A 12,477-nucleotide genomic window follows, 5' to 3' on the forward strand; every position below is an offset into this window, starting at 1 on the left:
ATGTCAGAACAAGAAATTTGGGACAAAGTTCTCAGCTTATCTAAAGAAGAAGTTTCGAGTATTTCTTATCAAACTTGGCTCAAAGACACGAAATTGCATACTCTGTCTGATGAAGAAGCAATTGTACTCGTCAATCAACCTTTCGTTGCAAGTTGGTTGAGCACCAATTATACGGAATTAATTCAAGCTATTATTAAAACTGTTACTGGAAAATCCGTTAATCAGGTGCGATTTTTAACAGAAGCAGATTTTGATGAACTTGAACCCGCTTCATCAGCACAGGCCAAGCCGCCTGTCGCCAATCCCGAAACAAACGGTGAACAATTCAATACGAACAATACTTTTGAAACGTTTGTCATTGGCCCAGGCAATCGCTTCCCGCATGCTGCAAGTTTAGCTGTGGCTGAAGCACCCGCACAAGCTTATAATCCTCTATTTATCTATGGAGGCGTAGGTCTCGGAAAAACACATTTGATGCATGCTATTGGACACTATGTTTTAGAAAACAATCCCAATGCAAAAGTGCTTTACACATCTAGTGAAAAGTTCACCAATGAATTTATCCAGTCTATTCGGAACAACGATACAGAGTCTTTTCGCGAAAAATATCGAAATATTGATATTTTACTCATCGATGACATTCAGTTCATACAAAAAAAAGAACAAACACAAGAAGAGTTTTTCCATACTTTTAATGATTTGCATCAAAATCATAAACAAATCGTCATTTCTAGTGATCGCCCACCTAAAGAGATTTCAACTCTTGAAGAACGTTTAAAATCACGTTTCCAATGGGGCCTTATCGTAGACATCACACCGCCAGATTTTGAAACACGTATGGCGATTTTGCAGAAAAAGACAGAAGAAGAAAATCTTGATATCCCAATAGAAGCCCTCACGTATATCGCTAATCAAATACAAACGAATATTCGCGAATTAGAAGGTGCGTTAACACGTGTCCTTGCATTTTCAAAACTCCAAGGAAAACCGATAACAACAGAACTCACGGCGGATGCTTTAAAAGATATTATTCAAATTCCAAAATCGAAAAAGATTACTATTCAAGATATTCAAAAAGTGGTAGGAGAATACTATGGCGTACGCATCGAAGACTTTGCTGCGAAAAAACGCACGAAATCAATCGCTTACCCAAGACAAATCGCGATGTATCTCTCTAGAGAATTGACCGATTTTTCATTACCAAAAATTGGTGAAGAGTTTGGAGGACGTGATCATACGACAGTCATTCATGCACACGACAAAATTGTTAAAGACATCCAAAATGATCCGACATTAAAGCAAGAAATCGAATCTCTTGAAAAAGAAATACGCAATGCGTAAGAAAAGTGAAATGTGGATAATGTGAAAATCTTATACACACCATGCACAGTTTATCCACATGTGTACAAACTTGATTTCTCTTGTTTTTATGAACTTATCCACTAATCCACAGCACCTATGACTATGATTACTATTTTTAATATAACTATAACTATATAAACGACTGAAAGGAGTTTATGAAATGATGGAGTTTTCTATCAAAAGAGACTATTTTATCACGCAATTAAACGATACATTAAAAGCAATATCTCCAAGAACAACATTACCAATTTTAACGGGGATTAAAATCGAAGCAACGAATGAAGGGGTTGTATTAACAGGTTCTGATTCAGAAATCTCAATCGAAATTACAATTCCTAATCAAGTCGATGGTGAAGATATCGTTGAAGTTAAAGAACCAGGTTCAGTCGTACTCCCAGGGCGTTTCTTCGTAGACATCATTAAAAAATTGCCAGGGAAAGATGTTAAATTATCAACAAATGAACAATTTCAAACATTAATCACGTCAGGTCATTCTGAATTTAATCTTAGTGGTTTAGATCCTGACCAATATCCTTTATTACCACAAGTTTCAAGTGACGATGCGCTACAATTACCTATCAAAGTGCTTAAAAACATTATTGCACAAACGAATTTCGCAGTGTCCACCTCAGAAACACGCCCTGTACTTACAGGGGTCAACTGGCTTATACAAGAAAATGAATTAATATGCACTGCGACCGATTCGCACCGCTTGGCTGTAAGAAAGTTAAAACTTGAAGAAGAGATTGAAGACAAAAATGTCATCATTCCAGGTAAGGCATTAGCCGAATTAAACAAAATTATGACTGAAAATGAAGAACACATTGATATTTTCTTTGCTTCAAACCAAGTTTTATTCCGCGTAGGCCATATTAATTTCATTTCTCGTTTACTTGAGGGACATTATCCAGACACATCTCGCTTGTTCCCAGAGAACTATGAAATCAAATTAGGATTAGATAACAATGATTTCTATCATGCCATTGATCGTGCGTCTTTATTAGCACGTGAAGGTGGAAATAATGTCATCAAATTAAGTACGGGTGATGCATTAGTTGAATTATCATCTACATCTCCAGAAATCGGTACTGTAAAAGAAGAAGTCACTGCACAAGATGTAGAAGGGGGCAACCTCAAAATTTCCTTCAACTCAAAATATATGATGGATGCGTTAAAAGCGATTGATAACGATGAAGTTGAAGTTGAATTTTTTGGGACAATGAAACCTTTTATTTTAAAACCCAAAGATGATGATACGGTGACACAATTAATTTTACCGATACGCACATACTAAAATTACGTTTAAGAAGTCAGGGCGTCCTGGCTTCTTTTTTTGTAAATTAAAAAAGAAATTAGTTTTTAACGTACGTGTAATATAAAAAGAGACTTAGTTTTAGTAAAATAGAATTACATCAATTTGGAGGAATATCATGAAATCTAAAAAAACAGTGCTTATGATCGCATTTGTGTCACTATTTATTTTTCTTGTCATCGGATTAAGCTTGTGGTTTGTTTCTAAAAATCAAACGACAGACATTAAAGACGTCGCTCAACTTCACAAAGATACTGCCCAACAACCTTACCAAGGCAATGCGAAAAATAATGTGACACTTGTAGAATTTGGAGATTATAAATGTCCATACTGCGGGGCGTTCGAAAGAGAAATCAAACCCCAACTTCAAAAAGAGTATATCGACTCTGGCAAAGTCGAACTACGCTATGTGAACGTTTTATTACATGGTGAAGAATCTATGCGAGGCACACGCGCAGCCTTAGCTGTAAATACATATGCACCAGAGGCGTATTGGTCTTTCCATCGTTTTCTATATCAACACCAACCGCAGTCTAAAAAAGCTGTATCTGAAGAGACTTGGTTAACGGACGACTTAATCAAAAGTGGGTTAGATACCTTAAATATTTCTTCACAACAAAAGAAAAAAATCATCCAAGCTTATCAATCCAAATCAGATCAAACACTGACACATGCGAAAAAAGATCATCAATTGGCAAAAAAATATCAAGTCCAACAAGTGCCATCGTTGTATGTGAATGGTCGACATGTGGAAGATGTCACAGATTATCAACAGATAAAAAAAGTCATTGATCAAGAACTTGAAGCGCAAAAATAAGAGGCATGTGTCGGATTTATCGAAAAATGTTTCACGTAAAACGTTTACAAGAGAAATCACCGTATTTCTACACTTTTGCACATGAAATTTTATTGTTAAAACGGTATAATATATAAGTGAGCAAATAGGAATGGAGTGATAGATTTGGCTGAAGAAATAATCGTTGATGGTGAACTCACCTTAGGGCAATTTTTAAATTACGAAGGCATCGTGGAATCCGGTGGCCAAGCGAAATGGTTTTTAAAAGAATATGACGTCTACCTCAACGGAGAACATGAAACACGCCGCGGTAAAAAATTGAGTGATGGCGATCAACTTGATATTCCAGAAGTGGGTTCATTTATTATCAAGTTTGGTGAGCAATGAAACTAAAAACACTCCAGCTTGAAAATTATCGAAATTATGCTTCTGTTTTACTGAAATGCCATCCTGAAGTCAATATTTTAATTGGCGAAAATGCGCAAGGTAAAACAAATTTACTGGAATCGATTTATGTACTCGCTTTAGCAAAAAGCCATCGTACATCAAATGATAGAGAGCTCATTCGCTTTGATGCAGAATATGCTAAAATAGAGGGTGAGCTTAATTTTCGTCACGGAACGATGCCCCTGACGATGTTTATTACGAAAAAAGGCAAAAAAGTAAAAGTTAATCACTTAGAACAAAGTCGATTGACCCAGTATATTGGTCATCTCAATGTCGTACTTTTTGCGCCCGAAGATTTAAACATTGTCAAAGGTGCACCACAAATTCGACGACGGTTTATCGATATGGAATTAGGTCAAATTTCAAGTTTATACTTGAATGATTTATCACAATATCAACGGATTTTAAAACAACGCAATCACTATCTAAAACAGCTCCAACTTAAAAAGACAAAAGATACGACAATGTTAGAAGTGCTCAATCAACAATTTGCACTTTATGCAGTGAAAGTAACGCAGCGCAGACGTCATTTTATTGACGAACTAGAGACCTTAGCGGAACCTATTCATACAGGGATTACGAATGGCAAAGAAACATTAACATTACAGTATATGCCAAGTCTAAAGTTTGAAGACCCCTCGCAATCTGAAGAAGTCTTAACGACAGAAATATTTGATTATATTCAACAACATATGGAGCGAGAAATTGAGCGTGGCAATAGTTTGTTTGGTCCACATCGTGACGACTTATCTTTTAAAGTGAATGGAATGGATGCGCAAACCTTTGGCTCTCAAGGTCAACAACGAACAACAGCGCTGTCAATTAAGCTTGCTGAAATTGAATTAATGCATCAAGAAGTGGGGGAATACCCCATTTTATTACTTGATGACGTTTTAAGTGAGCTCGATGATTCCAGACAAACGCACCTGCTCAGTACGATTCAACATAAAGTACAGACATTTGTTACGACAACATCTGTAGAAGGCATTGATCACGAAATTATGAAAAATGCGAAAGTATATCAAATCGCACAAGGGAATATCGAGAAATAGTAGAAAGTGAAGGTGGAAACATTGGCTGATGTGAACAACTCAGAAAACTATGGTGCCAGTCAGATTCAAGTTTTAGAAGGACTTGAAGCGGTTCGAAAGCGCCCAGGTATGTATATTGGATCAACTTCAGAACGCGGATTGCATCATCTTGTTTGGGAAATTGTCGATAACAGTATCGATGAAGCACTCGCAGGCTATGCAGATGAAATCGAAGTGGTCATCGAAAAAGATAATTGGATTAAAGTTACAGACAATGGACGTGGGATTCCTGTAGATATCCAAGAAAAAATGGGGCGCCCTGCCGTTGAAGTCATTCTGACGGTCCTACATGCCGGTGGTAAATTCGGTGGTGGCGGTTATAAAGTGTCAGGGGGACTCCACGGTGTAGGTTCCTCTGTCGTGAATGCCCTCAGTGAAACACTAGAAGTTTACGTCCACCGAGATGGGCGTATTCACCACCAAGCCTATCATAAAGGCGTACCTGCTTTTGATTTGAAACAAATCGGTGATACGGACAAAACAGGGACAGCCATTCGCTTTAAAGCAGATGGCACGATTTTCCAAGAAACAACAACATACAACTATGAAACATTACAATCGCGTATTCGTGAATTGGCCTTCTTAAACAAAGGGATTCAAATCACACTCAGAGACGAGCGTGACGACGAATCTTCACGTGAGGATAACTACCACTACGAAGGTGGGATAAAGTCGTATGTAGAGCTTCTAAACGAGAATAAAGAAGCAATTCATCCAGAACCTATTTATGTCCATGAATCTAAAGAGGATGTCGAAGTTGAAATTGCCTTGCAATACAACAGCGGTTTTGCGACGAATTTATTAACATATGCAAATAACATTCACACTTATGAAGGTGGGACGCATGAAGATGGTTTTAAACGTGCGTTAACACGTGTGTTAAATAGCTATGGCACGCAAAACAAACTCATTAAAGATGACAAAGAACGTTTATCAGGTGAAGATACACGCGAAGGTTTAACGGCCATCGTTTCAGTGAAACATGGGGATCCTCAATTTGAAGGGCAAACGAAAACAAAATTAGGCAACTCTGAAGTTCGTCAAATTGTAGACCGCATCTTTTCTGAGTTATTCGAGCGTTTCTTATACGAAAATCCACAAGTCGGCCGTGTCATTATCGAAAAAGGAATTATGGCTTCACGTGCACGTCTAGCAGCTAAAAAAGCACGTGAAGTGACACGTCGTAAATCGGCCTTAGATATTTCGAGTTTACCAGGGAAGTTAGCGGACTGTTCAAGTAAGGACCCTTCTGAAAGTGAAATTTTCTTAGTCGAAGGGGACTCTGCCGGGGGGTCTACAAAATCAGGGCGTGATTCACGCACACAAGCGATTTTACCGTTGCGTGGTAAAATTTTAAACGTTGAAAAAGCGCGTTTAGATAAAATTTTAAACAACAATGAAATTCGTCAAATGGTCACTGCATTTGGGACAGGTATTGGTGGAGAATTTGATATTTCAAAATCCCGTTACCACAAAATTGTGATTATGACCGATGCAGATGTCGATGGTGCCCATATCCGAACATTATTGCTGACGTTCTTCTATCGCTTTATGAGACCGTTGATTGAAGCGGGATATGTATATATTGCGCAACCGCCGCTTTATAAATTAACGCAAGGAAAACAAAAATATTATGTGTTTAATGATCGTGAGCTCGATAAATTGAAAGAAACATTGAATCCAACGCCGAAATGGTCTATTGCACGCTATAAAGGTCTTGGGGAAATGAATGCAGATCAATTGTGGGAAACGACAATGAATCCAGAAAATCGTACGATGCTTCAAGTGACGCTTGATGATGCGATTGAAGCAGACCAAACGTTTGAAATGTTAATGGGTGACGTCGTAGAAAATCGTCGTCAGTTCATTGAAGATAACGCTGTTTACGCTAATTTAGATTTCTAGCGTAACGGTTCAATTAGAAGGAGGATATCTTGATGGCTGAAATACCTGAATCAAGAATAAATGAACGAAACATAAGTAACGAGATGCGTGAGTCCTTTTTAGACTACGCGATGAGCGTTATCGTTTCTCGTGCTTTACCAGATGTAAGAGATGGCTTAAAGCCTGTACATCGTCGTATCTTATATGGCCTCAATGAACAAGGTATGACACCAGATAAGCCGTATAAAAAGTCTGCGCGTATCGTTGGGGATGTTATGGGTAAATATCATCCTCACGGTGACTCGTCAATTTATGAGGCAATGGTACGTATGGCACAGGATTTCAGCTATCGTTATCCACTCGTAGACGGTCAAGGGAACTTTGGTTCGATGGATGGTGATGGTGCGGCAGCGATGCGTTATACCGAAGCACGTATGACTAAAATCGCACTAGAGTTATTAAGAGACATCAACAAAGATACCATCGATTTTATCGACAACTATGATGGCAATGAACGTGAACCGAGCGTGTTACCTTCACGTTTCCCAAATTTACTTGTCAACGGCGCATCAGGGATTGCTGTCGGAATGGCGACAAACATTCCGCCACACAATATGACCGAAGTGATTAATGGTGTGCTGAGCTTAAGCCGTAATCCTGAAATGACAATCAATGAATTGATGGAAGATATTACGGGGCCAGACTTCCCAACAGCAGGATTAATTCTTGGAAAAAGTGGCATTAGACGCGCTTATGAAACAGGGCGTGGCTCTGTTATCATGCGTGCCCGTGCTGAAATTGAATCACGTGGGGGTGGTCGCGAACGTATTGTTGTGACAGAAATCCCATTCCAAGTAAACAAAGCACGTATGATTGAAAAAATTGCTGATTTAGTACGTGATAAGAAAATCGAGGGGATTACCGATTTACGTGATGAAACAAGTTTACGTACGGGTGTCCGAGTGGTCATTGACGTGAGAAAAGATGCGAATGCGAATGTCATCTTAAACAATCTCTATAAATTGACACCGCTTCAAACGTCATTCGGTGTAAATATGATTGCGCTCGTCAATGGTCGTCCGCAGCTGATTAACTTAAAGCAAGCGTTATATCACTATTTAGAGCACCAAAAAGAAGTTGTGCGTCGTCGTACAGAATATAACTTACGTAAGGCGAAAGACCGTGCGCATATTTTAGAAGGACTACGTATTGCGTTAGACCATATTGATGAAATCATTACGATTATTCGTGAATCAGATACAGATAAAATTGCCATGGAAAGCTTGCAATCGCGCTTTAATTTATCTGAACGTCAAGCCCAAGCTATATTAGATATGCGTTTAAGACGTCTGACAGGCTTAGAGCGTGATAAAATTGAACAAGAATATAATGATTTGGTTGCTTATATCGCAGAACTTGAAGCGATTTTAGCGGATGAAGAAAAATTGTTAGATCTTGTGCGTGAGGAATTAATTGAAATCCGTGATAAATATGGGGATGAACGTCGTACAGAAATTCAACTTGGTGGCGTAGACAACCTTGAGGATGAAGATTTAATTCCTGAAGAACAAATTGTGATTACATTAAGTCATAAAAACTATATTAAACGTTTACCGGCTTCAACTTACCGTTCACAAAACCGTGGCGGACGTGGCGTTCAAGGAATGAATACCATAGAAGATGACTTTGTGAGTCAACTTGTGACAACAAGTACGCATAATCACGTCCTGTTCTTCACAAATAAAGGCCGCGTCTATAAACTGAAAGGATACGAAGTGCCGGAACTCTCCCGTCAGTCTAAAGGGATTCCAATTGTGAATGCGATTGAACTTGATAGCGATGAAACTATCAGTACGATGATTGCTGTGAAAGACTTGGATTCTGAAGAAGACTTTCTCGTTTTTGCGACGAAAAAAGGACTCATCAAACGTTCAGCACTCAGCAACTTTAACCGTATCAATAAAAACGGTAAAATCGCGATTAACTTTCGTGACGATGACGAGCTTGTCGCGGTTCGTCTGACAGATGGTCATAAACATATCCTTATCGGTACAGCAAATGCCTCATTGATTCGCTTTAAAGAAACGGATGTCCGTGCAATGAGTCGTATTGCCGCAGGGGTCCGCGGTATTAAACTACGCAATGATGATATTGTCGTCGGTTTAGGTGTCGCCAATGAGGATAGTGAAGATGAAGTGCTTGTGGTGACCGAAAAAGGTTACGGTAAGCGCACACCTGTCAGTGAATATCGTCTTTCAAATCGTGGTGGTATGGGTGTGAAAACTGCGAAAATCACAGAGCGTAACGGTCAATTGATTAGTATCGGTACAGTTTCTGGAGATGAAGACATTATGGTCGTCACAAACCATGGTGTGATTATTCGTATGGAAGTTCAAGATATTTCTAAAAATGGTCGTATGACGCAAGGGGTACGTTTAATTAAAATGGCAGATGATCAGTTTGTTTCCACTGTAGCTAAAGTAAAACGTGAACCTGAAGACTTAGAAGAAGTGAACGAAACAACGCCAGATGGCACAACGCAACTGACAGAACAAGTGGTTGAGGATAGTGTTCCAGGCGATACCATTCACACTGAGGGCACTGAGCCAGAAGACAGACGTCAATCAAATGAGCAACGTGAAGATTTACGTCAAGACTTTATGGATCGCGTTAATGAAGATATAGAAAATGCAGATTCAGAAGAATAATAATATAAGAAAAGCCAGAAATGAGCGTCCTTGCTCATCTCTGGCTTATTTTTATTGTTCTAAAGCTTTCATCGCAAATGGAATTTCATCAATGAGTTTAGAAGGAGGCACAACATACATCGTCTCAGATAATTTTTCACCAATATAACTATGCGTGTAAGTCGCACTAGTGATGGCATCAATCGGATTGTCAAATTGACCGACAAAGCCTGTAATCATCCCTGCTAAGGTGTCCCCCATTCCGCCTGTCGCCATGGCGGGATGACCAATTTGTAATTTATATTCATCCTCTTTAAAGAAAATTTCAGTCCCATGTTTTTTCAATACGACCGTCGCTCCTAAGCGATTGACGGCTTCACGATTACGTTCATACGTTTGTTCGGCAATAGGGATACCGCTTAGACGCTCCCATTCCATTTGATGTGGCGTATAAATAACATGGCATGAAGGAATTTCTGGTCGCAATTTGCTTACGATTGAAATCGCATCGCCATCAACGATTAATTTTTGGTGCGGTAAAATATTTTGAAGCAAGAAGGTCATCGCATTATTGCCTTTAAAATCAAGACCCAATCCAGGTCCAATTAAAATACAGTCTGAACACTCGATCATTTTTGTCAGTTTTTTCGTATCGTTAATATCGATGACCATTGCTTCTGGACAGCGTGAATGGAGTGCAGCGTGATTCGTTGGATGTGTGGCAACGGTAATCAATCCTGCCCCACTATATACGCATGCACGGGCTGCAAGCATGATGGCGCCTCCTAGATTGGCATTGCCTCCAATTAAGAGGATACGTCCGTAATCCCCTTTATGTGTTTCTTGTTTACGTTTAGGGATATTGACACTGGTTAAAGTCTGCACACGTTTAACCTCCTTTGTTTAGTTCATGATCATTACGTTATTTTTTTATATTTTAAAGATTCAAACCTATACAATTACTCATAAAAAATAGTCTAAATACAACAAGATATATTAAACCTGTCTCTCAGTTTCGTCAATAGTTAATCGAAGAATCATTTATCACGTTAAATGACTACCTCGATAATACGTTACGGATATTGTGAGAACTATTGTCACGCTATTTTTTGACAACTATACTTGAGTGGGATGAGTTATAAACAAAGGGGGAATTCATGATGACACTACGTTTAACGGGTGATCAGCTATCCATTCATGCGATACGCGAATTTTTAGCACAACAAGGCCAAATAGAAGTCACGACAGATGCGCTTCAACGTGTGCGTCAAAGTCGTGCGACCGTAGAACGCATTATTCAAAACAAAGAAACGATTTATGGTATTACGACAGGATTTGGTTTGTTCAGTGACGTGTTAATCGACCAACAAAAATACAATCAACTCCAAGTTAATTTAATTCGCTCTCATGCCTGTGGAGTCGGGACACCATTTGCGGAAAATGTAGCTTTAGTGATGATGGTGTTACGTTTAAATACATTACTCAAAGGCCATTCAGGAGTGACGACAGACCTTGTCGATCAATTGACGTTCTTTATTAATGAGCGTATTATTCCAGTCATTCCACAACAAGGTTCATTAGGTGCTTCAGGGGATTTGGCCCCTCTTTCACATTTAGCACTGGCACTGATTGGCGAAGGTCGCGTGTCTTATCAAGGGGAGATTTTAGACAGCGCGGACGTCTTAAAACGTTTGAATCGTCAGCCCTTAACGTTACAAGCCAAAGAAGGCCTTGCCTTAATTAACGGGACACAAGCCATGACAGCTCAAGGCGTTGTGACAATGATTGAAGCGGAAAGTCTAGGCTATGAAGCGGAATGGATTGCTTCACTCACACATCAAGCCTTGAACGGTATTACAGATGCCTATAATGAAAAGGTACATCTCGTCCGAAATTTTGAGGAACAAACGGCGGTAGCAAGACGGATGTCAGACTGGCTAGACGGATCGAAACTTACAACGCGTCAAGGAGAGATTCGTGTTCAAGACCCTTATACATTACGCTGTATTCCACAAATTCACGGTGCGAGTTTTCAAGTCTTTAATTATGTTCAAGAGAAATTAGAATTTGAGATGAATGCGGCGAATGATAATCCATTGATTTTCGATGAAGGTGATGACACGTTAGTGATTTCAGGAGGTAACTTTCACGGTCAACCCGTCGCTTTTGCGTTAGATTTTCTAAAAATTGGATTGAGTGAATTAGCCAACGTTTCAGAACGCCGCTTAGAGCGTTTAGTCAATCCACAACTCAATGGAGAGCTTCCAGCATTTTTAAGTCCAGAACCTGGGTTACAAAGTGGTGCCATGATAATGCAGTATGCCGCTGCAAGTTTAGTTTCTGAAAATAAAACGTTAGCCCACCCGGCAAGTGTGGATTCTATTCCATCCTCAGCCAATCAAGAAGACCATGTCTCAATGGGAACCATCGCTTCACGTCATGGCTATCAAATATTAGAAAACGTGCGCCGCGTCCTCGCAATTGAAGCGATTATTGCTTTACAAGCCGTCGAACTAAAAGGCATTGAAGGGTTATCACCAAAAACACGTGAAAAGTACGAAGCTTTAAGAAAGATTATTCCGTCTATCAATGAAGATCGTCAATTTCATAAAGATATTGAACGTATGGCACAGTACTTAAAAGAGGCCGCTTATCACATATAAAAACTGTTCACAATTTAGCCCTTGCGCTACGAAAATGAATTTGCTATATTGAAATTAAATTAATAATCAATTGTTTGTAGGCTAAGTAATATGTATCGATTTCAGAGAATTTGTGGTGGGTGCGAACAAATAATACGTGACATATGAAATCTACCTACGTGAATAACAATTCGGGTCAAACCGTTAACTTTGTAGAGTGCAGACTTTTGTCTGTTAAATAGGGTGGCAACGCGTA

9 protein-coding genes and 1 other annotated feature (1 of these 10 only partly in view) are annotated in these 12,477 nt (G+C 39.2%); of the genes, 8 read left to right on the forward strand and 1 reads right to left on the reverse strand.

What is annotated here, in order from left to right; translation table 11 throughout:
- From dnaA to gyrA, 7 genes are all read left to right on the forward strand, one after another.
- Positions 1 to 1,341, forward strand: coding sequence for a chromosomal replication initiator protein DnaA (gene dnaA / locus PYW36_RS00005; RefSeq protein WP_037575324.1), 1,341 nt, complete (start codon positions 1 to 3; stop codon positions 1,339 to 1,341).
- A 181-nt stretch (positions 1,342 to 1,522) separates the two neighbouring features.
- Positions 1,523 to 2,656, forward strand: a complete 1,134-nt coding sequence (gene dnaN, locus PYW36_RS00010) for a DNA polymerase III subunit beta (RefSeq protein WP_084276046.1) — start codon at positions 1,523 to 1,525, stop codon at positions 2,654 to 2,656.
- 136 nt (positions 2,657 to 2,792) lie between these two features.
- On the forward strand, positions 2,793 to 3,491 hold the full coding sequence (locus PYW36_RS00015; RefSeq protein WP_051604977.1) for a DsbA family protein: 699 nt from the start codon (positions 2,793 to 2,795) through the stop codon (positions 3,489 to 3,491).
- A 144-nt stretch (positions 3,492 to 3,635) separates the two neighbouring features.
- Complete coding sequence (locus tag PYW36_RS00020) at positions 3,636 to 3,857, forward strand: RNA-binding S4 domain-containing protein (protein ID WP_037565318.1); 222 nt, start codon at positions 3,636 to 3,638, stop codon at positions 3,855 to 3,857.
- The gene (gene recF, locus PYW36_RS00025) at positions 3,854 to 4,969 is read left to right on the forward strand and encodes a DNA replication/repair protein RecF (RefSeq protein WP_037575320.1); all 1,116 of its coding nucleotides are present in this window, start codon (positions 3,854 to 3,856) and stop codon (positions 4,967 to 4,969) included. Before PYW36_RS00020 ends, recF begins: the two co-directional genes overlap by 4 nt.
- A 12-nt stretch (positions 4,970 to 4,981) precedes the next feature.
- The gene (gyrB, locus tag PYW36_RS00030; protein ID WP_371874982.1) at positions 4,982 to 6,913 is read left to right on the forward strand and encodes a DNA topoisomerase (ATP-hydrolyzing) subunit B; all 1,932 of its coding nucleotides are present in this window, start codon (positions 4,982 to 4,984) and stop codon (positions 6,911 to 6,913) included.
- Positions 6,914 to 6,945: 32 nt separating this feature from the next.
- The gene (gyrA, locus tag PYW36_RS00035; protein ID WP_103159126.1) at positions 6,946 to 9,600 is read left to right on the forward strand and encodes a DNA gyrase subunit A; all 2,655 of its coding nucleotides are present in this window, start codon (positions 6,946 to 6,948) and stop codon (positions 9,598 to 9,600) included.
- A gap of 51 nt (positions 9,601 to 9,651) precedes the next feature.
- On the opposite strand, the gene PYW36_RS00040 is transcribed toward gyrA, so the two are convergent.
- On the reverse strand, positions 9,652 to 10,464 hold the full coding sequence (locus PYW36_RS00040) for an NAD(P)H-hydrate dehydratase (RefSeq protein WP_103159125.1): 813 nt from the start codon (positions 10,462 to 10,464) through the stop codon (positions 9,652 to 9,654).
- A gap of 275 nt (positions 10,465 to 10,739) precedes the next feature.
- On the opposite strand from PYW36_RS00040, the gene hutH reads away from it, so the two are divergent.
- Positions 10,740 to 12,242 (forward strand): histidine ammonia-lyase, encoded by a 1,503-nt coding sequence (hutH, locus tag PYW36_RS00045; protein ID WP_103159124.1) that lies wholly within the window; start codon positions 10,740 to 10,742, stop codon positions 12,240 to 12,242.
- A gap of 65 nt (positions 12,243 to 12,307) precedes the next feature.
- Positions 12,308 to 12,477 (forward strand) — a binding site (T-box leader) (it continues 15 nt past the right edge of the window).

It is taken from the genome of Staphylococcus chromogenes, from assembly GCF_029024625.1.
In the GTDB taxonomy this organism is placed as follows: domain Bacteria; phylum Bacillota; class Bacilli; order Staphylococcales; family Staphylococcaceae; genus Staphylococcus; species Staphylococcus chromogenes.

What these genes read in the sequence shown, in the direction of transcription:
- dnaA (WP_037575324.1), top strand. Translation starts at nt 1, where the DNA reads ATGTCAGAACAAGAAATTTGGGACAAAGTTCTCAGCTTATCTAAAGAA.
- dnaN (WP_084276046.1), top strand. Translation starts at nt 1,523, where the DNA reads ATGATGGAGTTTTCTATCAAAAGAGACTATTTTATCACGCAATTAAAC.
- PYW36_RS00015 (WP_051604977.1), top strand. Translation starts at nt 2,793, where the DNA reads ATGAAATCTAAAAAAACAGTGCTTATGATCGCATTTGTGTCACTATTT.
- recF (WP_037575320.1), top strand. Translation starts at nt 3,854, where the DNA reads ATGAAACTAAAAACACTCCAGCTTGAAAATTATCGAAATTATGCTTCT.
- gyrA (WP_103159126.1), top strand. Translation starts at nt 6,946, where the DNA reads ATGGCTGAAATACCTGAATCAAGAATAAATGAACGAAACATAAGTAAC.
- hutH (WP_103159124.1), top strand. Translation starts at nt 10,740, where the DNA reads ATGACACTACGTTTAACGGGTGATCAGCTATCCATTCATGCGATACGC.